Here is a 25001-nt window from a genome sequence, read left to right on the forward strand (position 1 = left end):
CCACCACCTAGGTTCATCCAATCGCGGAAGGCCCGAAGGTCCCCTCCTTTCCCCCGTAGGGCGTATGCGGTATTAGCAGTCGTTTCCAACTGTTATCCCCCTCGACTGGGCAGATCCCTAGGCATTACTCACCCGTCCGCCGCTCGCCACCTCAGRAGTAAACTCCCTTGTGCTGCCGCTCGACTTGCATGTGTTAGGCCTGCCGCCAGCGTTCAATCTGAGCCATGATCAAACTCTTCAATTAAAGTTTTGGTGCTTCCGTCTTGCGACTTCAGCGGCTCAATGAATTCTGATTTTTTGTTTCTAACTAAAGAAACAAACTGTACATATTGCTATGAACACTCATTGTTACATTGATTTAAATTTTTGACTGCCAACCCGAAGGTTAAGCAGTTTCGATTAACTCAACACCTGTGAGTGTCCACACAGATTTGCTTGATAAATTGTTAAAGAGCGTTGACCACACACTGAGTTTTCAGCGGGTCAGGGCTGCGTATTCTACGCATTCCCGTTAGTGCGTCAAGTAGTTTTTTCAACTTTCTCAACACTCATCGTTTAGCTTGCTAACCGATGAACTGCATGGCTTTCTTTGCTTAACTTGCGTTACGCTGTCTGCCGTGTCAGTGGATGCGCATTATAGGGAGATTGAGGAGATAAGTAAGGTTTTTTATCTAATAATTGATAATTCACGCTCAATATTTCAGCAATGGTCTAGTGTAAAAGTAAATAATTCATTACCATATACTTGCTGTTAACAGTTATTTATCAATTTCCCATTCATCAGAGAGCATTCTTATGCAAAAGTCATTTCTTATTGTCTTGATTGTCGCCATTATTGGCGCAGTAGCACTATCTCAGTTCGCAACGCCATTATCAGCTATTGCTTTTGTCGCTGGCGCTATCATTGCAAGTCTTGTTTTTAAATTTGTTCCAGAGACTTCATCATCTCATGCTTCAGAAGAACAATATGTTGGCCCTACTATGACCTTATATGTAGGTAACCTGCCTTATCGTGTTCATGAAGGTGAAGTAAAAGTATTATTTGGCGAATTTGGTCCAGTAAACTCTGTGCGTTTAGTCAGAGATCGTAAGACGGGTCGTCGTAAAGGTTTTGGTTTTGTGGAGATGTCAGAATCAGGCGCTCAGAAAGCCATGGTTAAACTGAATGACTATAGTTTCCAAGAAAGAACCTTAAAAGTAAGAGAAGCAAAAACACAAGATTCGGAAGCTGCCGACCGTACAGGGACAGACGAGTAGCATTACCGCTTAAACTGTTTTGCTTTATTTTGTAATTTAGTTGGTTGTGGTGATTCGTTCGATAGTTGAAAAGCCACAATCAATTAATGTTGTTGTTAACCCTTCGCTGATCCCCACCTTAGTATAGAAAGCTTGCATAACTGACTCCCTTACAGCTTCTCTCTCATCTGTTACTCTGTGCTCTTCCACAATAAGATTCTGTTGCGTTAAAAGAGTGACAACTCGCTTAGCAATAGCAGCGCCAGAATCCATTAGTTTTACGCCCGCACCGAGCACTTGTTGTAATTCAGCTTTGATCATAGGGAAATGAGTGCAACCTAGTACGAGAACATCCAATTGTGCGGCAACGACTGGTGCCAGTAACTGTGCCAATCTATGCATATCCAACATTCCAGTCGCCACTTTTTGTTCTGCCATCATCACTAATTCAGAACAACCAAAGAGTTCGACATGGCAATCATCAGCAAATTGGCTGATGAGTTCATGGGTATAATGACGCTTAACTGTGCCAGGTGTAGCCAAGAGTCCAATACGTTTGCTCTTAGACATTAGAGCGGCGGGTTTAATGGCAGGGACAACACCTACGACAGGGACAGTAAGATGTGCACGTAATGCCGGTAATACAACAGTACTTGCAGTATTGCAGGCAACGACCACTATCATTGCATTGGTACGAGCCACGAGATCGCATACTAATTCGACACAGCCAGAAATTAATACCTGCTCTTCCAACTCACCATAGGGCAACCTAGCGTTGTCGAAAAGATAGCAATAGTCGCTATGGGGCAAACTCTTACGGATTTCAGCCAATACAGATAGGCCACCAATCCCAGAATCAAACACTAATATAGGTCGCGACAAGCGAATCTCCAGTTTCGGATATATAAATAAACTATACAGATTGGACGCATTAACGATTCGATGGCTGCTTTACTGGCGGAATCCAGCCAAATACCATAGAACCATATTCAAGTGCGCGGATTTTCCCATAGCTTTGCGAAAACAGCAAAAGCAAGATACTGGACATTCGTGTCACCTAGTATAATATTTGCGCCCCAATTTACAGCAACGGTGAATCAAACAATGAACTTAGCAGCAATGGACCCTCAGACTTATGATGCGCAGTTAGAACACAAGCGTATCAAGCTAGAACAAGCCTTTGCCCAATTTGAAACACCGAGTGTTGAAGTTTTTGCCTCAGAGCCAGCTAACTACCGTATGCGCGCCGAATTCCGCATCTGGCATGATGGTGACGACTTATACTATTACATGTTCGATAAAGTATTGAATGAGAAAGTACGTTGCGATCAATACTTACCAGCTAGCGTGCTCATCAATCAAATGATGTCGGCCTTAATCGCCGAGCTGAAACCGAATCCGAGTCTAAGGCACAAACTGTTCCAAGTGGATTTTTTGTCGACTTTAAGCGGCGAGATCTTAGTGTCTTTGCTTTATCACAGGCAGCTTGATGACCAATGGCGCGCCGATGCGACTGCACTGAAAGCCAAGTTAAGTAGCCAGTTTAACGTCAATATCATCGGCCGTGCCCGTAAGCAAAAAATCGATTTAGATAAAGACTTTGTGGTTGAGTCATTACAAGTAAATGATAAAACCTTCTTATATAAGCAAATCGAAAACAGCTTTACTCAACCCAATGCCAAAGTTTCCGTAAAAATGCTGGAGTGGGCTATCGATGCGACTCAAAACAGTAAGGGAGACTTACTCGAGCTCTACTGTGGTAATGGCAACTTCTCTATCGCACTGGCGCAAAACTTTAATCGCGTATTGGCCACCGAACTCGCTAAGCCTTCAGTCGATGCGGCGCAATACAATATCGAAGTGAATGGTATTGATAATCTGCAGATTATTCGTATGTCAGCCGAAGACTTTAGCGATGCCATGGCGAAGAAACGCAGCTTTAGACGTTTAGAAGGTATCGATCTTGACAGCTACGTTTGCAACACCATTTTTGTCGACCCACCACGCGCGGGGATTGATCCTGATACGCTGGCGTTAGTCCAAGGTTATGAGCGGATTTTGTATATATCCTGCAACCCAGAAACCTTAAAAGATAACCTGCAACAACTGAACGAAACCCATAAGGTGACCCGCTTTGCCTTGTTTGATCAGTTCCCTTACACAGATCACATGGAAACGGGTGTACTGCTAGAGCGCATTAAGTAAGGATTTATTTCATTACAGACACCCGAGAAAATCTCTCTGGGTACGGGAAGAGTTTTTATGCCCCATAAGCTGACTTCTATTGATACGGCTACAGAGCAATGAAGTAGTTTTTAGCAGCTTAAAATAAGTAAAGGGCAGCCAAATGGCTACCCCTTACTTTTAGCTTCGACCTTTTAGCTTCGACAAAAGTATTCTACTGCCAAAGACCATGGAATGCCTTTTAAGGAATTTATTTGAAGTGCCTAGTGGGCCGATAAACAGTCACACTCAGGGTCCTTTGGCTGCCAGGCCTTTAACAGCGCTTTGGTCATTACATTTTTACTCGACATGCTTGTTCCCCTTGCATTATGAGGCGGTGTTACTGCCCAAAATAATCCCGTTTAGATTCAAAGCCTGCGGCTTGGAGCACAGCTATCACCGGCTTGGGTAAGATGTAGAGCATAAAAAAATCCTCGCCAAAGCAAAAAACTTGCTCTGGGAAATGCTGCTCGGCCAAGCGCACAATGTCACGGTAATAGTTGGCGGTATAGCGCTCAGCAGGGTCAATGAGTTGTACCCTGCCTACCCTGTTATCATCGGCATAAAACTCGGCAAAACCACGACGGGTTTTGTAACTGAACCTGAGCTTGGCTAACTCACACAGCTGCTCCAGCGGCGCGGCAAAGTACTCGTAGGGCTCTTCTAAATCATCGTCGGTGTATTCATCGTAGACAAAGGTGCCAAAGCCAACCTCAGCGCTGCTAGGCAGTGCTCGCAGTACTGAGCATAGGTCGCGGTCAGCGTCCTCTGGGCATGTATAACCGAGTGCTGCCAATTGCGAAAGCAGGGCCACAAGCTCCTCGGGCCAAGGCTCTTTCGGCTTAGGCTCGGGCTCCTCCTCGGGATTGGCGGCTTCTTGCTGTGCATCCCATTCATCCAGGGTCACTGGGTCGCGCTCTGCCTCCTGCCACAATGCCTGCCAACTGGGTGACGCCATGGCAAGTTGTTCGCGCCATAATTCGACCCGTTTAAGATCCTCGGGGGAGACTTGGAGCTCGCCCTGTAAAATCCGCTGGGCGTAAACCATAGGGGCACGGCGTGCAACTCGCATTCTGAGAGGATTATCTGCATTTTGTATCCTTTGTGAGAAGAATTCCTCGGTCAAAAAACCGCCCAAATAGGGCAGGTATTGATGGTAAACCCCATGGGTATAGCGGTTTTTGTTCGCTAAATGTGAGGGGAGCTCATATGCATCCCAAGAAAACCACACATAGGCCCCCTGGTAAAGCTTTAGGCCCCTATTGATATAGAATGCCTCCAACAGTGGTGGCAGCGGGGGACAATGGAAAAAGCGAAATAGCTCGGGCTCACGCCCCATAAACAAATTAATGTCGCAGGTGGCCGGGTCGTAACCCTTTTTGTTAAAATAGAACCTAGTGTCCATCTGAAACCAAGCCTCTCCCCAGGCGGCTTTAAGCGCTGACGGACATTCCTCTGGCGGTATCTGGGAAAATATCCCATTAAAATGCTGGCGCCAGAGCGCAAGGTCGTTACTGGGGTGCCAAGCTAACTGTAATGATAAGTCAACCGAAAACCCGTCGTCGTAGCTAAGCTTACCGTCAAAAAAATACGCTTCTAGACGTTTGTATTTGGCCTTATTAAGCCCTTGGAGGTTGAGGTAGTGTTGCAAGCGCTGCCACTGCTGCTTGCGCATGGCCAACCACACAGGGTCCTTCGGCTGCCAGGCCTTTAACAACGCTTTGGTCATTATGTTTTTACTCGACATGCTTCATTCCCTTGCAATATGAGGCGATGTTACTGCCCAAAATAATCCCGTTTGGATTCAAAGCCTGCGGCTTGGAGCACGGCTATCACTGGCTTGGGTAAGATGTAGAGCATAAAAAAATCCTCGCCAAAGCAAAAAACTTGCTCTGGGAAATGCTGCTCGGCCAAGCGCACAATGTCACGGTAATAGTTGGCGGTGTATCGCTCAGCAGGGTCAATGAGTTGTACCCTGCCTACCCTGTTATCATCGGCATAAAACTCAGCAAAACCACGACGGGTTTTGTAACTGAACCTGAGCTTGGCTAACTCACACAGCTGCTCCAGCGGCGCGGCAAAGTACTCGTAGGGCTCTTCTAAATCATCGTCGGTGTATTCATCGTAGACAAAGGTGCCAAAGCCAACCTCGGCGCTGCCGGGCAGTGCGCGCAGTACTGAGCACAGGTCTCGGTCAGTGTCCTCTGGGCAGGCATAACCGAGTGCTGCCAATTGCGAAAGCAGGGCCACAAGCTCCTCGGGCCAAGGCTCTTTCGGCTTAGGCTCGTGCTCCTCCTCGGGATTGGCGGCTTCTTGCTGTGCATCCCATTCACGGAGGGTCACAGGGTCGCGCTCTGCCTCCTGCCACAATGCCTGCCAGCTTGGCGAGCCTTGAGAAAACTGCTCACACCAAAGCAGAATCCTTTGGAAGTCATCAGGGGAGACTTGGCTTTCTCCTTTCAAGACTCGTTGCGCGAAGATTATCGGATCTCGTAATGATAATCGCGTTCTCGTAATATTCCAGCTTTGACTAAAAATCCAAGAATATTTATCCTCTGTCAGCATACCACTTAAATAAGGAAGACCCTGCTGCTTTACGCCATGAGTATAAAATAGACCTTCAACAATGTGCGCAGGCAAATTATAAACATCGCTTTGAAAGGTAAAGTATACGTCTTGGCATAGTGAGTATCGTCGCTTAACATATTCCGCTTCGAGTACATCAGGCATTGGCTTACGGTAGAAGAAATTGAATAACTCAGGTTCCCTTCCCATAAAAAAGCTGGGATCCGCAATCTCTGGATTAAAGCCAACAAAGGTTAATTCAAACTTGCTATCCATTCTACTTATAGCATTATAAATTTCTTCTTTGACTATCCAATCGGCTAGTTGTGAGACTACGTGGTCAAATTGTTTACGCCAGACTTCAGGGTCATTACTTGGGTGCCACCCCAACTGTAGCAATAAATCTACCGAAAGCTCATCATCGTCTACTAATGTTAATTTACCTGTGAAAAAGTATTCCTGTGCACGCTTAAATTCTGCCTTGGTGAACCAGCTCGTGCAATTGATGTAATTTTCAACCCGCTGCCATTTAAGTTGCCTGGCGGCCATCCAGTCAGGATTTTTAGGGTGCCACTCGCTTCGCATTTCTTTCGTCAGTAGATTTTTAGTTGACATTGGCAGCCCCTTCCATAAGTTCTCTAATATCGTCAAAAAGTGCATTATCTTTAAACTCTTTTAATATGGACCATTCGTTATGCAGGGCGGTCACTCCACCATATTCAGCTTCACAAAGTGCCCGAAGCTTGCTATTCGATAAATCACCGGTGTAATCCTGTATTACCCTTTCTGGAGTACCCGTTGGTGTGGCACAAAGCTCATCCTTAACCCCTTTAATAGCGGCAGCGTCCGGGCCTGATTGCGACTTGCCCGCCTCGCCTTTGGCATGCTTGGGCGGGTAGGTTTTAAAGTCCAAAAAGCGCCAGCTTGGGGTCATCGTATATTTATCAATTGCTACTATTCTTTTTTTGCTGTGAATAAAGTCATTAAAATACTCTCGATGCAGATGCTGGCCGGTTTTGGCGGCGGTCTCAAATGTTGAAAGGTTAAACAGGGTTTTATTTAGCCAAGATTATGGCATCTTTCTATATTTTACATAGCGTTAAATATGGATACGCCTTATAAGCCTAAACAGAATGGCATTAACTCAGGTGTAACACATCAGCTAAACAGGTGAATTCGATTAAGCGAGCAATAAGAATGTTTATGAGAGTTGTATAAAAAAATCCGATGACACGAGGTCATCGGATTTTGATCTTTTGAGCAAGAATTTTCGGCATTAGCCTAGGGCGATTTTTTAGTTAAACCATATCCAAACTACCGATGTTCAACTTTATGTTGTAATGCTTCAGCGCCCTTGGCGACCATGCGCAATTGCATGACTAATTGATCGGCAAGAATTTTGCGGTCAGCCCGTTTCATATCTAATGCTGAAGCGCCGGCATTAAACACCAGTGTCACTAACGCTTCAGCCTGTGCACGGGCTAGCAAGGGGGTTCGCCCCGCTTTGGCTTCGGTATAATGAGCCAATTCAGAAATAAAATGCTCAATTTCGCGGGCAACTGCCGCACGGAATGCTGCCGAGGTTCCAGAGCGTTCATGCAATAAAATACGGAATACGTTTGGATTAGAATCAAGTACTTCCATAAATGTATCAACGGAAATACGGATCACACTGCCACCCACTTCAGCTCGCTGACGGCCTTTACGCATCATCTGCCTTAGGGTTAACCCGCCCTCGTCCACCATAGTAAGACCGAGTTCGTTCATATCTTTAAAATGGCGATAAAAAGATGTCGGCGCGATATTAGCTTCCCGAGCAACCTCTCGCAAACTCAGACTTGAGAAACTGCGCTCAGCACTTAGCTGATTAAAGGCCGCATCGACTAAAGCTCTGCGAGTTTTCTCTTTTTGCTGTGCTCGAATACCCATTCTTAAATCCGCTAACTGAATGTAATAACGCGATAATACCGCTTTTAGGCATTAAACACAGCCCCATCGTCCTTGACCAAACAATATAGCTAAGCTAAATTAGCTTACAGATGTACGCTCAAAAGCGAATTTTGGAAACCTATAATGAAAAAACCCCCTATCATCTGGCTTAATGTCAGTCTGTTTGCCATCACTTTCCTCAGTGCGGTAATTTTAGTTCCATGGCGCGGTATTGTTCATGGCTATGGTGCCAGTGAATGGATCGCTTTTATTGTTTTAGCCTTTGCCAGTGGCCTGTCAATCACCGCAGGTTATCACAGACTCTGGTCACACAAGGCCTATAAAGCCCATCCGGCGGTGCGTTTTATATATGCCCTTGGTGGTGCTTTAGCATTACAAAACAGTGCATTGCACTGGGCATCTGATCACAGAGTCCACCACAAGCACGTAGATGATAACGACAAGGACCCTTACTCAGCCAAAATGGGATTCTGGTACAGCCATATCGGTTGGATGCTGCGTGAGTATCAGTCGCAACGCTATCACGATTATCAAAATGTGCGTGATCTGCAAAATGACCGTATTGTCATGTGGCAACACAAACATTACCTCGCACTCGTGTTGCTAATGAACATTGGGCTGCCTGCACTGCTTGGTTGGCTCAATGGTGACGTGCTATCTATGTTATTGATGGCGGGTTTACTGCGTTTAGTGGTGGTGCATCACTGCACTTTCTTTATCAACTCTTTAGCCCACGTGTGGGGCAGCCAGCCTTATACCGATAAGAATACCGCCCGCGATAATGGCTTCTTGGCCATGTTGACCTACGGTGAGGGCTATCATAATTTCCATCATATTTTCGAAAATGACTATCGTAATGGCATTAAATGGTGGCACTACGATCCAACCAAATGGTTGATTAAGTCATTATCTTGGTTGGGATTAGCTAAGGATTTGCGTACGAGTCCACAGGAACGTATCGAGAGCGCACGCTTACAGATGCAGTTATTACGTACCAAGCGGAAGGTTAATAACCTGCCTAATGCCGATGAAATTATTGAAAAAATCCAAGCAGAGTATGAGTTATTAAAGCTGCACTTAATGGATTACTATCAAGCACAGAAAACCTTGCTTGATGCCAAGCGTAAACAACTTGTCGATCAGCAACTATTGCAACAAGTTGAAGAGCTAAAGGCGCGTTTCTTAGTCCAGCAAAAACATTGGCGCAGCCTGACCGCAACTTATAGCTAAGCCACAATTCTGCCCGAAAGTCATACGGCCACCTTGCATGGTGGCCGTATCTGATTATGATGATGCCTTAATCACTTAAATAGGCTGTTGAGATCATGTCAGATTCCCCAGTTACACTCCCAGAATCAATCAAGCTAACAGAATATAGTCATGGCGCAGGTTGTGGCTGCAAAATATCCCCTAAAGTGCTCAGCACTATCTTAGCCTCGCAATTACCTGTATTTACCGATCCAAATCTGCTGGTTGGCAATCAGAGCCGCGACGATGCTGCAGTGTACAAACTCAATGATGACATAGGCATCATTAGCACTACCGATTTTTTTATGCCAATTGTTGACGATCCATTCACCTTCGGTCGTATCGCAGCAACCAATGCGATCAGCGATATTTATGCCATGGGCGGCACGCCTATTATGGCGATTGCAATTTTAGGTTGGCCAATCAATAAACTACCCGCAGAAATCGCACAGCAAGTGGTCGATGGCGGCAGACAAGCCTGCATGGAAGCGGGGATCATGCTAGCCGGTGGTCATAGCATAGACGCACCCGAACCTATTTTTGGCCTCGCGGTTACCGGACAAATTGCCTTAAGTGATTTAAAACAGAATGATACCGCTAAAGCCGGCGATCGTTTATATCTCACTAAACCTATCGGCATTGGTATTTTAACCACAGCGCAAAAACAGAAAAAACTCCGCGATGAAGATAGTCTCATTGCGGTCAATGCTATGTGTCAACTCAATACTATAGGCGCGACCATTGCAAAAATTAGCGGTGTAAATGCCCTGACCGATGTCACAAGTTTTGGACTGGCGGGACACTTACTCGAAATGTGCCAAGGCGCCAACCTCACTGCGAAGCTTAAATTTGATGCAGTGCCATTGTTACCACGCGCCTTAGATTATTTGGCTTTAGGTTGTGTTCCTGGTGGGACTCACCGTAATTACGATAGTTATGGCGAGCATCTCCCTGAACTCAGCGAGCATCAAAAAGCGATACTGTGCGATCCGCAAACCAGTGGTGGCCTGTTAGTTGCCGTCTCGGCCGCAGCTGAAGCGGAATTAATCGCCCTACTCGATGCGAACCACATAACCCCAATCTGCATTGGGTCACTGGAAACACCGACCACTGCAGCGAATGTGGTGTTGTGCTGATGCCAAGCGCTATTGTAGCCGCAGAGCAATATAGGGAGATCTTTCTCAATCAACATCCGATGATGGATGTGCGAGCGCCCATAGAGTTCACTCGGGGCGCGTTTCCCAACTCGACCAACTTACCCTTGATGCTGGATAGTGAAAGGGAAAAAGTCGGTACTTGTTATAAGCAATTTGGTCAGCAAGCCGCGATTGCACTAGGCCACTCACTGGTGAATGGTTCCATCAAGCAACAGAGAATCGAGGCTTGGGCTAGCTATGTTAAAGCCAATCCTAATGCTTACCTTTATTGCTTTCGCGGCGGCCTGCGCTCACAACTCACTCAGCAATGGCTTAAAGAAGCGGGTATCGAAGTCCCTTATATTCAGGGTGGCTATAAGGCCATGCGCCAATATCTGATTGGCGTGATTGAAGCGGCACCGACTCAACAGCCGTTATTGAGTTTGAGCGGGATGACGGGCTGCGGTAAAACCGATTTTCTACTACAGCGTAAAGAAGCGGTTGATCTTGAAGGAATCGCTAATCACAGAGGCTCTAGTTTTGGAAAGAATATCGACCCACAGCCAACGCAGATTAACTTTGAAAATCAACTCGCCATTGCCTTGCTACAGCACCAAACAAGTGGCACGGCGTGTTTACTGCTCGAAGATGAAAGCTTCCTGATTGGGCGTTCGGCGCTGCCGCAGACATTTTACAATGCCATGCAAGCCGCTAATGTTTTAGTGCTAGAAGAGTCGGATGATGCGAGGCTCGAACGCTTACGCTATGAATATGTGCATAAAATGTATAGCGGCTTCTGTGAGCGCCTAGGGCCGGAAGCAGGTTTTGCGGCTTTCAGTGAATATCTATTACAGAGTTTAGTGAGCATTCGCAAACGTCTAGGCGGAAAACAACATCAAGAACTGCAAGATTTGATGCAACAAGCCCTCGATCAACAAATCAACCAGAATGATACTTCGCTGCACTTAGTCTGGATAAACCTGTTATTGCACAAGTATTACGATCCTATGTATCAATACCAATTACAGAAAAAGTCTGAACGTGTACTCTTTAAAGGTTCGCACCAAGCGATGCATGAGTGGCTGGATAGCTATCAAACACGATAAATCGCCACCCTAAAATAAAATAACCGCGAACATTTGCTTCGCGGTTATCACTTCACTTTATTTCATACCTTAACGAATTTATGACTTGCCCAGCAGGCTCGCCACTTGGACTCTCAAAGATTCCTTATTCGCAAGCTTACCATCGACGGCATCCGTTAAATCCACCGACACCCTTGACCAAAAACGCTTGGGCATTTTAGCCAAGGCATGTCCGCCCTTGTGACTAAAGTAAGAACCCCATAATCCGTGCAATGCCATAGGAATGACTGGCACAGGATCTCTGGCCAAAATCTTATCAATTCCGGGACGAAAATCGCCAAGCTCACCGTCAGGTGTGAGTCGACCCTCAGGGAAAATACATACCAACTCGTCATTGGCGAGCGCTTCATGAATCGCCTCGAAGGCACGATTATAGGTCTCTTCACTTTGCTTAGGCGAACAGATAGGGATCACACCTGCATGGCGGAACAAATACTTCAACAGAGGAATTTCGCTGATGGATTTATCCATCACAAAGCGGATTGGCCGTGTCGACGCTCCCATAATAATCAATGCATCCACATAACTCACATGGTTACAGACTATGATGCCAGCCCCTTCCTTTGGAATTTTCTCTCGGCCTGTAACTGTCACTCGATACATAACATGACTGAGTAAGTAACTGATAAATCGTTGTGTAAATTCTGGTACTTGTGAATAAACATAGAGCGCGACTACAGCATTCATCACGGCGAGTAGCAGAAATAGCTGTGGAATAGTCCAACCTGCAACGCCCAGCAACAGCATAGATAACAGTGCCGAAACCACCATAAACAATGAGTTCATAATGTTATTGGCAGCAATCGCCTGAGCACATTCGCCCTTAGGCGAACGAGATTGAATAAACGCATACAGGGGGACGATAAACAAGCCACCGCTAACGCCAATCATAAAGAAATCCAGCATCACCCGATAATGTTGCGACTCGGCAATAAAGGCCTTTAATCCATAGACAAAACCAGCATCCACTGGCGCAGGTGGAATAGCCCAAAGCAAATCGACACCAAAGATAGTTAATCCCAATACCCCAAATGGCAGCAAACCGAGTTCCACATGGCCGTAGGAGAAACGTTCACAAACGAAGGAGCCAACAGCAATCCCGATGGAAAACATGCCTAATAATAATGACACCACAGTCGCACCAGAATGCAAATGCAGCTTAGCAAAGTTAGGAAACTGAGTCAGATAGGTCGCACCTAAAAACCAAAACCAACTGATCGCGAGGATAGCCATCCAGATTGAAGGCGTTTGACGGGCTTTTTTGATGCTACGCCAAGTGCCCGATAACGGCCTGAAACGTATTTTTTCAATGACGCCCTGCGGGGGTAATGCAGGAATCGCTCGGCTCGATAAATATCCTGCAAAGGCTAATACAGCAACAGTAATCGCCGACCAAAGCGTACCGTTTTCATCAGAAACCAAGATCCCCGCACTCAAAGTGCCCACCAGAATAGAGAGAAAAGTGCCCATTTCAACCCAAGCGTTGCCTGTGACTAACTCGTCCTCTTTCAACGCTTGGGGTAACAAGGAATATTTAACAGGACCGAAGTATGCAGACTGACTACCCGTTAAAAATAACAGTAATAACATCATCATGTAGCTCTCGCTCAGAATCGCAATCGCGGCGCTAAACATGATGATGACTTCGAGTAGTTTCAATCGACGAATGAGTTTAGCCTTATCCATATTATCGGCGACAACACCCGCATGGGCCGAAAAGAGGAAAAATGGCAAAATGAACACCCCAGCCGCCAAGTTCACAAACATATCGACACTTATGGGTAGGTCTTTCACTTGGCTAAAGGTCACTAATAACAGCAACACATTTTTATAGATGTTGTCATTCAATGCGCCTAAGCACTGAGTCGCAAAATAGGGTAAAAAACGTTTTGTTAGCAGCATGATAGTTCCTTCTGGTAACCCATTCCTTGTAAATACGCTTGTACGTGACTCTCGAGTAAATCCTGCAGTGATAATGACTCAGCGAAGAGCTTATTATCGAGTGACAGAGAGGTCAGCCCATGAATTCCCCCCCATAATACCCGGCTCATACTGAGATGCTGTGTCTGCGTAACTTCGGGAAATAGTTGCGCCAATTCACACTCAATCAGAGTAAATAACCCCGCTATCAATTGCCCTTGCGATTCAGGCAAGGGTTCAGAATCGAGTAATTGCAGCTCAAAAACCAGCTTGAAAGCTTGGCGCTGCTCATGGGCGAATTGACTATACTCCCACGCCATTGCAATAATTTTACCTAAACTGTCGGCCGCACGAACACACGTCAATCGGTCGTGCAAAGTCCTAAGCGTTGACTCAGAAACCGCCAGTAATAAATAGTTGTAGCTACCGAAAATATTGATCAAGGTACTAGGGACATAACCAATTTGGCTGGCCACTTTGCGTAAGCTGAGCCCTATGGCACCTTGATCTATCAGTAACTCAGTTGCCGCTTGTATTGCCATCGCGCGAATTTCATCATGGCTGTGTTCTTTTCGTCTGGCCATAGGTCTCATCCCCTGTTGAATAGCAAGAGACTAACAGCAGTTAAAATAAAAAACAACGTTCAAAATAAGTTTATTTTACGTACAGAAGAGGGTAAATAATGAAGGATATTATTGAAGATGATGGATAAAGATAGGCACTCGAATTAGACTCCCTCAGCAAGCCGAACTGGATCCGTGGGATGACATCACCTAAAAGAGCATAAAAAACGGCGCGCTCAGTCAGCACACCGTCCATTATTTTGATTTAAAAATCATTCTTAATTCAAAGGTGATTTTTATTTGAGGATAATCTTTGGTTCAAAGATAAGCCCGCGATTTAAGGCCTGCGATAAGTCATCACAACCCTATCTGCGCCATCGCCCAAATAATCGGCCTCAAAAGTTGAATCAATGAAACCTAAATGCTGATATAAGCCATGGGCAGGGTTACTCGGATCAACGGTTAAACACACCCGCTCAACTGACACGGGCAACTCGGCTAAACATTGTTGCATCAAACGCTTGCCGAATCCCTTCCCGCGAGCATTTTCACTCACTGCGACAGATAATATCCACATGCAGTTAGGATCACTACTCTGGGCACTGAGCAAATAGCCTTGTAGCTGATTATCAGCATCCACGGCCACTAAAAATTGCTCTGGCCAACAATCAAATCCCTGACGGAAGAAAAAATCGGGATAGCTGTGCTCGCCAAAAATGGCCTGTTCGAGCTGATAAACTGCTAATAACTCTGACTTTAATACCGGACGTATAGACTGCATTTGAAAATCATTCACCTATTAAAATCTTATCCCACTCTAAGTTGGGTGCGCCAACTACGATGAAGTTAGGGTTCTCTAAGCTCTCGCGCTCATTGTAGGTTAACGGTTGCAGCTCAGTATCCATCAACTGTCCACCCGCTTCCTCGACGATAATTTGCGCAGCTCCCGTGTCCCACTCACCCGTTGGTCCGACTCGTACATAACAATCAGCACGACCTTCCGCGACGAGGCAGCTCTTCAACGCTGCGCCCCCCATAACGACTAACTCGCAGTGTTTGGGATGGTTGAATAGGGTCAACACAGATTGAGGGTCCTGACGGCGACTTACGGCCAATCTTAGGGATACCTTTTCACGGTGCTCAATTTGGCGACTGCTAATACGCACTTCTTGTTTATCCGTGCGTTTGTACGCCCCTAAACCAGCAATAGCGTAATAACACACTTGCGTCATCGGCACATAAACTATACCCATCACGGGACGATTGTGTTCCACCAGCGCAATAATGACTGAAAAATCACCACTGCCGGCGATAAACTCCCCCGTACCATCGAGCGGATCCACCAACCAATAGCGCTTCCAAGATTCACGCACACTCAACGGAATGTCAGCGGCTTCTTCAGATAACACAGGAATATCAGGCGTTAAGGCGGTTAATCGGTCACAAATGATCTTGTTCGCCGCTAAATCTGCGGAAGTGACAGGGGTATTGTCAGACTTCATTTCTCGCTCAAAATTACCTTTGAGATAAATGTCACGGATAGTTATCCCTGCATCGGTCGCAATCGCAATAACTTCGTCGATCAACTCTTCTGGCTTCATAACAACTCCAATCGCCTGCTGAGCGAATGTTTTGCAAGCGTGCAAACTCTGAACGCTTAAAAGGAAAAAGATTATTTAAGTTATATACCCAAGCTACCTGAAGATACGAGTTTCAGAGCGCCTTGGGTGCTTCAATTCAAGGCGCATCAATGACAGAATGTCGGCCACCTTTTAAATTGATGCAACACCGAAGTGGAGTGCCCTAGGCGCTCCGTCCCGGCGGGTTTTAACGCACTTTATGCTGTGTTGGTTATTTTTAACTTAGCCCGCTAGGTCTGCAAATAACCGCCTTGCCTAAAGTGCGTTAAACTCCCGCTGAATCCTGCATCTTCAGGTTGTTTGGGTATAAATATTTTTGCGCCAAAAACAACGCGCTCACACTACGGGATTCAGAAAAATCGACATCATCGAGCAAGGCTTCCCAATCGGCGAGCGCCCAAGGCACCACATCAATTGGCTCAGGCTCATCACCTTCAAGGCGACTCTCATACAGATCTTCTGCAAGAAAAATTTGCATCTTACTAGAGAAATAACCCGGAGCTAGGCTGAGTTCTTTCAGTAAGGTGAGCTTATTCGATCCAAAGCCAATTTCTTCCTGTAATTCACGGTTAGCAGCTTCTATTGCTGTCTCACCGGGATCGATCAAACCTTTTGGGAAACCGAGTTCGTAATTATCAGTTCCTGCAGCATATTCGCGTGCCAGTAGCATTTTCCCTTGATGAATAGGCACTATCATCACAGCGCCACGACTACCGCCTTTCATGCGCTCATATTGGCGCTCTACACCATTGGAGAACTTAAGATGCACTTGCTCAATTTGAAATAATCGGCTTCTCGCGACAACTTCGGTATGCAATATTTCCGGCTTATTCTGCCGTTGCGACATAACTGCCTCTGGATAAAAAAGCGATAAATTAAATAAGGTAAGTGACAATCTTACTATCCTGTCTTTAATCTACAACCTGAATTTATTATATGCTCCTAATGGTAAGCCACAAATCCTTTGCGATATGCATCACAAACCCAGCTCAGCCTTAAGTGAACACCTTCAAAATATTCTCAAATACGATGTTTTATTGGATAGTAAAAAGGGGCGAATGCCCCTTTTGATATGCTAACGCTTAAAATTGATATCGTAGATTGAGCTGGTAACTGAGGAAATCATTAGGCTCGATATCCACATATTGATATCCCAAACCTACAGACCATGACTCACTAAATTGATAGCTAAAACGCACGCCCGCATACCAATCTGTACCATCAAGCTCTGTAGTTAAACGGCTATTGCCCATAGTGCTACTGATATCCGCTTGCCACCTAAACAACCCGATGGGTACTTCAAACCGCCAAGATTCATGTTGGAGTAAAGTGAAACGTAATCCCAGCATGACACCATCGGCCAGAACTGGCGTCACGGCTTTGACCTGCTCATGATATTGCTCAGGGGTGAGACTTGCGCCCTCAATCCTCGCAGTCCCATTACCAAAGTCGGCATAGCCTAATTCGATGGCAAAATAGGGAGTCCATTGATAACCGATACTCACACCCAAAGCAGTATCGTTATCATCAACCGATGTTACAAAGCCTGTCCCCGCTTGTGGCTGTAGATCTCGCCTGCTGCTATCAACCTGAGCTTGCCCGACAAATCCCTCGACATACCAGTTATCAGCCGCATTTGCTTGATTAACGGAGCCTGCGAGCAACAAAGCGCCCAAGACTAATTTATGTAATTCCTTACGGCGAATTAACCCCATTGTAAGAATCAAACCTAATGCCCATAAGGACATACTGCCTCCACCCGACTTGTTATCTATCACCACATCTTGGTATGCCTTAACTGTGATTAACGCTTGCCCAGTTGCTTCGCCGCCCAATCCATCACTAATCTGATAACTCACAGTATCTACTCCATCAAATCCAGTTTTAGGGATATAACGTAGTTTATTAGACTCAACAGAAACCATTCCTTGCTGCGCGGTTGCGCTGACTAAGGTTAAAACGTTGCCATCGGGATCACTGTCATTACTCAACACATCGAGTAACAAGCTCGTTCTGTCATCTATGGCAGCACTATCGTTCACTGTCGTAGGTGCTGTATTGCCATTAACAATCACAGTCAACTCACTACTCGCAGTACCACCTTTACCATCGGTAATACTATACACCAGCACATCTGTACCGATGAAATCGGTTGCTGGCGTGTAACTTAACTGCTGATTAGCCAAGATAACTACAGTTCCGAACTCGCTGGTGACTTGCGTTACCGTCAAGGCATCACCATCGCTATCCGTATCATTGGCGAGCACATCGACATCGAGACTCTGATTCCAAGGTAAAGATGCCGTATCTGAGTTCGCCACAGGTAAATGGTTACCATTGAGTATCACTGACACGCCACTTGGGTCGACAATGGTTCGGTTAGCGACGCCATCGTCATCGTTTGGTCCACCATCTTCTATGGTTAACTGCACACACCAATGGCCTTCAGTTAATCCAGAAGTCCAACGATTATCTCCAGGAGGGGGGCAGAAACCACGTTCGCCTTCACTACTGGCGACACTATTGCGCGCATCAATCACAAAATCCTTCCAACCATTTTGGGCTTGATACTTACGATATACCGCATTGGCAGGAACTGGCGAACGTTGTGGTATCACCAGACTGTAACTCTGCCCTTGTTGCGGTAGCCCTGTAGCAATGAAGTCAAAAACCCCCCCCACATTAGCCGCGATACTGTCTTCAGGAACCAGATTAGGTAATAGTTGAATACCACTTTGCTCTTGCATCAGTGCAATATTACCTAAGCGTAAGCACACGCCCGCTTGCCCCTCTGCCAAGAAGTATACAGGCTGCAACTCATCTTCAGGCATCACGTTACACTCATTGATTGCATCCAAGTAATCTGGAATGCCATCGCGGTCTGTATCGGTAAATCCCTCTTGGTTATCAGGGACCAAATCACCGTCGGTATCAGTCCCAGTCAGAGCCGGCAGAGATGGGCGCACAACAATATAAACTTTCTCTGTGGTAGACAGCGCGGGTAAACCGCTATCCGTCACAGTCAGGCTTACAGGATAAATGCCCGGCAAGACCTCTGTCGGCAAGAAGAACATCCCAGCATCATCGGACTGCAAGTTCAGCGCGCCACTCGACCATACAGATGTCAAAGTATCGTTCATGTTGGCATCGCTAATCTGCGCATGAATATGAACCTCGCCACCATTTTGTGCCACGATCAACTGACGTTCACCCGCTTGAGTCACCTCAAGAGTCACACTCGGGGCAATGTTAGCCTCAGTGATCGACACTTGTGTTTGCTTCTTACTGCCTAAATTCAAACTTGGATCTAGGCTGATCAACACCTCTTCTTCAGCCTCAACTTCCCCATCCTCTATGGTTCTAAAGTGAATATGGGCCAATGTACCTGAAGTAATCTCCACTACCGCATCGACTAAGTCATGATCATTGCTGTCCGCGGAACCTGCAACCGTATAAGGAACTGATATTGGATACTCAGGCGCTACACCGTTTAAGTGAATACTAACAACAACCTCATTACCCTCACCCACGACTTGATCTTTACTCAAGGAAATTAATGGATGCACTTTTACTTTCTGAGCCTTAGTCGCTTTGTTGCCATCACGATCTACGGCTTGCCAGTAAGCAAGATAACTACCAGGGGCAAAGAATAAACGCTTATCGACCAAAGAAACGGGCAGTGGATGACCATTACGATCAACGGCCTTCGCAAACCCTAGATCCACTCGAGTGAACAAGCCTGTTGCATTAACTTCAACATCACTAGGTACAGTAATAACAGGTAAATTGTCAGCCTCCCCACCTTCTACCAGTAAGTTGACTTTTGCACTTGCGCGCCCTTTCTGACCATCACTAATGGTATAACGAAGTGCGACCGGACCAACATAAGCTGCAGGGGCAGTAAATATGAGTCCATCAGCAGTAATCTGCACACTACCTATGTCTGCCGCCGCGCCATCGATAGTCAAAGTATCACCGTCCACATCAACATCATTCTCTAGCGCAGGTAGTGTGTATTTATCATCCGCGGTGCTGGCTAGAGTGTAATTATCATCGACAGCTTGTGGGTCATCATTCACTGGCGTGACATTCATGGTGATAGTTGCAGGCTCAGAACTCAGTTCAGCATCCTTAGCAATAAAGCTTATCTGATCTGCACCGTTGAAATCTTTCTCCGGTGTGTATAACCACACAGTTCCATGCTGCTCCAAAGTGCCCGACTCAGGTTGGCTCACCACTTCATAGGTAAGAGGATCACTATCTGCATCCTCCCCAGTAAGCGTGATCATCACAGAGCTATCTTCCTCTAAGGTCACACTTGCACTCGTCGCAACAGGCGCATCGTTAACGTTAGTCACTGTAATGCTAAAAGACTGCTCAGCCGTTAAGCCATCCGTGTCCGTCACACGTAAGGTGACCGCGTGACTGCCCACATCAGCATTGCCAGGCGTGCCACTGAGTAACCCCGTCACCGCATTGAAACTCAACCAGCTTGGTATCGTCACCGCACTAAATGTCAGTACGTCGTCCACATCCGCATCGCTGGCAGTAAAAGTGTAGCTATAAGCCACAGCCTCAGTCGCTACTGTTATGGCTGTTGAGCTAATCGTCGGTGCATCATTGACGTCCACCACACTTAAATTAAATGCGGGTAAACTCGCAGACAACGTTCCATCTGAAACACTAATGATAATACCGTTTGTCATACCCACATCTTGATTAGACGGTGTACCTGACAGAGTGCCTGTTGTAGCATTAAACGTCGCCCATACTGGTTTATTAAGGATGCTAAAGCTTAGTGTATCTCCGGGGGAATCAGACGCTGTAGGCGTAAACAGATACGAAGCACCTTGGTTAATGGTTAATATGGGTGAGCCTGCAATCGTGGGCACAGAATTGGACGGTTGAGGTGTCACACTGTTTGATGCCGCAGAAACAACACTTGTCCCTACAGCATTAGTTGCTGTAACGGTAAAGGTGTATGCAGTACCATTCGTCAAGCCTGAAAACGTGATAGGCGAAGCAGCTCCACTCACTGTTGCGCCCCCAGGACTCGCTATCACGGCATAGCTCGTAATTGCAGAACCACCGTTAGAAATTGGAGCTGTAAACGAAACAGACGCTGAACTCTCACCCGCGACCGCAGTAACAGCGGTGGGCGAGCCAGGCTGTACAGGATTAACCGCAAAGGTTCTGCTCACCTGTGTAGCAGGTAAATAGCTACTATTACCTGCTTGATCTGCATTAATAGTACAGCTACCTGCCGTCACAAAGGTCAGCGCACCACCGGAGGTAATAGTACAAACGCCCGTAGTGGATGAAGTAAAGACAGGTGTTAAGCCTGAATCTGACGTTGCCGTCAGCGTTGGGCTGGTACCAAAAGTTTGTGCATTCGGATTCGCAAAAGTGATGGTCTGAATGGCAGCCGGAGTAATCGAGTTGGATGCGGCCGATGCAGAGCCAGTACCCGCCACATTATCGGCAGTGACGGTAAAGGTGTAAGCCACACCATTGGTTAAACCTGTCACCACAATCGGAGATGAACCACCGTGTACTGGAACGACATCCGCCGGGTTTACCGTCACGGTATAACCGGTAATCGCCGAGCCACCAATATTCACTGGGGCAACAAAGGCAACACTGGCCTGGGTATCACCGGCGATTGCAGTCCCTATGGTTGGTGCACCGGGAACTACGGGGCTAACGCTGAAAGATTGGCTCACCTGCGGTGCAGCCAGGAAAGACAAATCGCCCGCCTGATCCGCATTGACCGTACAGGTTCCTGTCGTTATAAAGGTCAACACACCGCCACTGGTAATAGTACAAACACTGGTGGTAGATGAGGTGAAAGTGACAACATAACCACCACCTGCCGATGAGCTTGCGGTCAGCGTTGGCGAAGTACCAAAGTTCCGTGTTCCTGGATTAGCAAAGGTAATCGTCTGTGGTGATGCCGGAATGATCGAGTTGGAAGCTGCCGATGCTGCACCCGTCCCCGCCGAGTTGGTCGCGGTCACTGTAAAGGTATAGGCCACTCCGTTAGTCAACCCCGTTACAGTAATCGGCGAACTTGATCCTGTACCAGTTGCACCGCCGGAGTTAGCGGTGACTGTGTAGCCTCCGGCAAGGATCGGTGCGCCGCCAGTGCTTACCGGTGCCGAAAAGGTCACAGTGGCCTGAGTATCACCAGCAGTTGCAGAACCAATCGTTGGGGCACCGGGAACTATCGCATTCACAGTAAAAGTTTCGGTTGCAGTAGTGGCTGCATTGGTAGCCGAGTCACCCGCCTGATCTGCATCAATGGTACAGCTACCCGCTGTTACGAAGGTCAGTGCACCGCCGCTGGTGATAGTACAAACACCAGTGGTGGACGAGCTGAAAGTGACAGTTAAATTATCAGTTCCTGTGGCAGAGTCTGCTGTCGCTGTAAGGGTTGGCGTAGTACCAAAGTTTTGTGCACCGGGGTTAGGAAAAGTAATGGTTTGATTGCCTTTAGGAGTTGCAGAGTTGGAAGCGCCGGAAGCAACGCTGGTGCCCACTCCGTTCGTTGCAGTCACTGTAAAAGTATAAGCAGTGCCGTTATCCAATCCTGTTACTGTTGCAGTACAGGCCGCAGGTCCAGCACAGGTACCAAATGCGCCATCTGGGCTTGCCGTAGCGGTATAGGTGGTAATCGCCGAACCGCCGTTATTAGCCGGAGCGCTAAAGGTTACACTTGCCTGGGCATTACCCGCTGTGGCTGTGCCTATGGTTGGAGCATCGGGAGCAGAAACGGCATTGCTTGCAGTTATACCATTCCCCGTTAAATCCGCCACAACAACGGCAGCATCTGCACCTGCCGCCCAGTCTTCGGCAGCGGCAAGATTATAAGTTGTACCACCGATTGAGCTGGTGCCATTCTTATTCAATAGCAAGTTGATCGCGTTCCGGTCGGTCGCACTGAGTGCCAATGTAAAGCTGGTGCCCGAGGTGATTTCCACATTGCCGGTATCGGTCAGAGTATGAGTGCTTCCACCTTGGCCAGTCAGCGTGAATTTATTGGCAACTATGTCGTTGGTGGCACCATTTGATTTCAACAATCCGGTACTCGTTACCACCAGCGCACCAGTCGATGCGTTGTACGTGGCACTGGTAATGGCGGGTACGGCCACATTGCTCACTGTAATACCATTGCCCGTTGTATCGGCAATCGTAACTGCCGCATCGGCGCCGGCATTCCAATCTTCAGCGGCAGCCAGGTTATAGGTGGATATATCCGTAGAAATGGTGCCATTTTTATTCATAATCAGGTTGGCACCCGCTCTATCTGTAGCACTCAGTATCATTGTAAAACTGGTGCCGGAAGTCACTTCCACATTCGCTGTATCAGTCAGAGTCCAAGTGCTGCCACCTTCGCCAGTCAGCGTAAATTTATTGGCAATAATATCGTTGGTTGCACCACTGCGTGATTTCAGGTTAGTGCCAGTAATGACTAATGTGCCTGTACTGGCATCGTAGGTAGCGGATGTAACTGTGGGTGCAAAAACAGTCGCCGTTATGCCGTTACCTGTTAGATCCGCAGTGGCCGCCGAGTCTGCAATAAAACCCGCCGCACCAGCGAGGTTATACGTAGAACCACCAGTGGAGCTGGTGCCATTTTTATTGACGATTAAATTCGCTGCCGCGCGATCAGTCGCGCTGAGTGTCAGAGTGAAACTGGTAACAGAAGAAATCTCTACATCGGCCGTATCAGTTAGCGTGTAGGTAATGCCTCCTTCGCCGGTGAGGGTAAGTTTGTTGGCAACTACATCATTGGTTGCACCGCCAGTTACGGTGAAATTAGCGCCAGTAACTACCAAAGCGCCAGTGGAGGCGTCGTAGGTGGCAGAGGTGATGGTGGGTGCGGGAATTACTGCTGGACTGAAATCAATATCATCAATATCAATATCTAAATCTGATCCAGAAATACGGACCTCATCAATGTATTCCCAACTGGTATTAGCGGACACATTAAAGGTACCGAAAAAGGTGCCACCCAAATTATACGTAGTGCTAATCACTTCCGAGTTATCACGGTAACCTTTTATAGTGAGATTAGTAGTACCACCAAGGCCAGTAGATACCGCAAAAGTGTTGAGCTTAAACTCATCACCGTCGCTGGTTTTAAAGCCAACAACCGTTGAAGAATTTGGGCCCGAACTCCGGTAACCCAAGGCAAATTCTGCACCAGTGGCAATATCGCCATCATTAACTATCTGAATTTGGGCAACGTCGTTGTTGCTGTAGGTAATCCCATCAATAGTGACGGAGTTGCTTCCCTTGTTACCAACTGATTGGGCATTAAAATTTTGATCTATTGGGGTAACGGCATAAGCACAGGGAATCACCATTGCCAATGCAGCACCAAAAAGCAGTGAGCGCCATTTCAAGAGATTTGTTTTGGCGAAGGCCGCTTTTATTTGTTTTACGCTGTTGGAGGTGATCCACCACATGATATTTCCCCGGTAATCGTTAGAGGTGTTTAAATTTATTAATGATTTATTAGGCACTGAATCCAAATTTCTACCTCAAATGGGGCGCTTCCCTTGCGCGCCCATTTCATTTCGAACTTATGATCTACATCGCTTGGTATTACTCATGCAAAACTAATTACGTGATGGATAAATCCCTTCAAGCGCGATAATAAAATTCATACCCAAATAAGGATTGCGAATTGGAACGGGCAAGTTACTACCTACCGGAGTGACAGTAACAGCCGCTGCAAAAGGTTTGAGCGTTACATCGGGAGTATCCGCAGCGTATAAAGTACCTGCACGTCCCGCAGCCGCCACCGGCCCAAGGTTGAGATTTGCAGCTGGTACACCCACTGCTGCTGTGCTGGCCGCAATGGCAGGGATCGCCACATTCACAGCCACTGTTGGTGCATGGCTAGGTAATTGGCCAGTTGTGAGGGAGACGTTCTCTGTGCCTGACACTTGACCCAATGTGATGTGAGTTAAACCACCACCTGTACCCGTACCTACAGGGCTGCGGCTTTGCAGGTTAGGTAGTGCAAAGGTTGTCACCCCATCACCACCATAATTAGTCCCCAATAATGAGAACAAAGCAGAGTTGCTGGAAATTGCCAGCAACTGGCCATTACAAAAGGCCCAACCACGGGGAGCGAAATTCCCAGCGAACATAGAAATTTGACCGATAAATGGATCTGACATTGTTTTTCTCCTTAAAATAACGATTTTGTCTATTTAACGTTTTTCAACGAAATGATTACTCACGACATTTAATCGACAGCGAGTTCCTTTAGCTGATTGCAACATCATCCACATCACACGATGAGAGGACTATCTAGATAACCATAAACCAAAAATAAAACAAGTTGATTACAATTAAACATAC

17 protein-coding genes and 1 rRNA gene are annotated in these 25001 nt (G+C 46.7%); 5 read left to right on the top strand and 13 right to left on the bottom strand.

The window, feature by feature from the left end:
* Positions 1–244, bottom strand: a 16S ribosomal RNA gene (locus L5M49_RS20500); the annotation flags it as partial.
* Positions 245–795: 551 nt separating this feature from the next.
* Between L5M49_RS20500 and L5M49_RS20505 the strand changes: the two genes are divergently transcribed.
* On the top strand, positions 796–1257 hold the full coding sequence (locus tag L5M49_RS20505) for an RNA-binding protein (protein ID WP_113941557.1): 462 nt from the start codon (positions 796–798) through the stop codon (positions 1255–1257).
* A 36-nt stretch (positions 1258–1293) separates the two neighbouring features.
* Here L5M49_RS20505 and murI read toward each other — a convergent pair whose 3' ends face one another.
* Positions 1294–2118 carry a glutamate racemase gene (gene murI / locus L5M49_RS20510; RefSeq protein WP_263164006.1) on the bottom strand — a complete coding sequence of 275 codons (825 nt, stop codon included), beginning with the start codon at positions 2116–2118 and terminating at the stop codon, positions 1294–1296.
* A gap of 222 nt (positions 2119–2340) precedes the next feature.
* Here murI and trmA point away from each other — a divergent pair, with 222 nt between their 5' ends.
* On the top strand, positions 2341–3441 hold the full coding sequence (gene trmA, locus L5M49_RS20515) for a tRNA (uridine(54)-C5)-methyltransferase TrmA (protein ID WP_263266749.1): 1101 nt from the start codon (positions 2341–2343) through the stop codon (positions 3439–3441).
* Positions 3442–3799: 358 nt separating this feature from the next.
* Here trmA and L5M49_RS20520 read toward each other — a convergent pair whose 3' ends face one another.
* The 4 genes from L5M49_RS20520 to fabR all read right to left on the bottom strand — a co-directional run bounded on the left by L5M49_RS20520 (position 3800) and on the right by fabR (position 7953).
* The gene (locus L5M49_RS20520; protein ID WP_263266750.1) at positions 3800–5206 is read right to left on the bottom strand and encodes a hypothetical protein; all 1407 of its coding nucleotides are present in this window, start codon (positions 5204–5206) and stop codon (positions 3800–3802) included.
* A 29-nt stretch (positions 5207–5235) separates the two neighbouring features.
* Complete coding sequence (locus L5M49_RS20525; RefSeq protein ID WP_263266751.1) at positions 5236–6639, bottom strand: hypothetical protein; 1404 nt, start codon at positions 6637–6639, stop codon at positions 5236–5238.
* Complete coding sequence (locus L5M49_RS20530) at positions 6629–6937, bottom strand: hypothetical protein (protein WP_263266752.1); 309 nt, start codon at positions 6935–6937, stop codon at positions 6629–6631. Before L5M49_RS20530 ends, L5M49_RS20525 begins: the two co-directional genes overlap by 11 nt.
* Before the next feature lie 401 nt (positions 6938–7338).
* Positions 7339–7953, bottom strand: a complete 615-nt coding sequence (fabR, locus tag L5M49_RS20535; protein WP_105251021.1) for an HTH-type transcriptional repressor FabR — start codon at positions 7951–7953, stop codon at positions 7339–7341.
* Positions 7954–8097: 144 nt separating this feature from the next.
* Here fabR and L5M49_RS20540 point away from each other — a divergent pair, with 144 nt between their 5' ends.
* The 3 genes from L5M49_RS20540 to mnmH all read left to right on the top strand — a co-directional run bounded on the left by L5M49_RS20540 (position 8098) and on the right by mnmH (position 11464).
* Positions 8098–9204 (top strand): acyl-CoA desaturase, encoded by a 1107-nt coding sequence (locus L5M49_RS20540; RefSeq protein ID WP_263266753.1) that lies wholly within the window; start codon positions 8098–8100, stop codon positions 9202–9204.
* A 95-nt stretch (positions 9205–9299) separates the two neighbouring features.
* The gene (selD, locus tag L5M49_RS20545; RefSeq protein ID WP_263266754.1) at positions 9300–10358 is read left to right on the top strand and encodes a selenide, water dikinase SelD; all 1059 of its coding nucleotides are present in this window, start codon (positions 9300–9302) and stop codon (positions 10356–10358) included.
* Positions 10358–11464 carry a tRNA 2-selenouridine(34) synthase MnmH gene (mnmH, locus tag L5M49_RS20550; RefSeq protein WP_263266755.1) on the top strand — a complete coding sequence of 369 codons (1107 nt, stop codon included), beginning with the start codon at positions 10358–10360 and terminating at the stop codon, positions 11462–11464. Before selD ends, mnmH begins: the two co-directional genes overlap by 1 nt.
* A gap of 78 nt (positions 11465–11542) precedes the next feature.
* On the opposite strand, the gene L5M49_RS20555 is transcribed toward mnmH, so the two are convergent.
* The 7 genes from L5M49_RS20555 to L5M49_RS20585 all read right to left on the bottom strand — a co-directional run bounded on the left by L5M49_RS20555 (position 11543) and on the right by L5M49_RS20585 (position 24817).
* Positions 11543–13405, bottom strand: a complete 1863-nt coding sequence (locus L5M49_RS20555; RefSeq protein ID WP_263266756.1) for an MFS transporter — start codon at positions 13403–13405, stop codon at positions 11543–11545.
* Entirely contained in the window at positions 13396–14007 is a 612-nt protein-coding gene (locus L5M49_RS20560; protein WP_263183165.1) for a TetR/AcrR family transcriptional regulator, read from the bottom strand. Before L5M49_RS20560 ends, L5M49_RS20555 begins: the two co-directional genes overlap by 10 nt.
* Positions 14008–14323: 316 nt before the next feature.
* On the bottom strand, positions 14324–14767 hold the full coding sequence (locus tag L5M49_RS20565) for a GNAT family N-acetyltransferase (RefSeq protein ID WP_263266757.1): 444 nt from the start codon (positions 14765–14767) through the stop codon (positions 14324–14326).
* A gap of 7 nt (positions 14768–14774) precedes the next feature.
* Positions 14775–15587 carry a 3'(2'),5'-bisphosphate nucleotidase CysQ gene (gene cysQ / locus L5M49_RS20570; protein WP_263266758.1) on the bottom strand — a complete coding sequence of 271 codons (813 nt, stop codon included), beginning with the start codon at positions 15585–15587 and terminating at the stop codon, positions 14775–14777.
* Positions 15588–15891: 304 nt separating this feature from the next.
* Positions 15892–16473 carry an ADP compounds hydrolase NudE gene (gene nudE, locus L5M49_RS20575; RefSeq protein ID WP_212601707.1) on the bottom strand — a complete coding sequence of 194 codons (582 nt, stop codon included), beginning with the start codon at positions 16471–16473 and terminating at the stop codon, positions 15892–15894.
* Positions 16474–16708: 235 nt separating this feature from the next.
* Positions 16709–24097, bottom strand: a complete 7389-nt coding sequence (locus L5M49_RS20580; protein WP_263266759.1) for an Ig-like domain-containing protein — start codon at positions 24095–24097, stop codon at positions 16709–16711.
* A 153-nt stretch (positions 24098–24250) separates the two neighbouring features.
* A complete protein-coding gene (locus tag L5M49_RS20585; protein ID WP_263266760.1) occupies positions 24251–24817 on the bottom strand; it encodes a phage tail protein in 567 nt (188 codons plus the stop codon).
* Between the last annotated feature and the right edge of the window lie 184 nt (positions 24818–25001).

Origin of the sequence: Shewanella sp. SM74, from assembly GCF_025653725.1 — a bacterium.
Lineage (GTDB): Bacteria > Pseudomonadota > Gammaproteobacteria > Enterobacterales > Shewanellaceae > Shewanella > Shewanella oncorhynchi.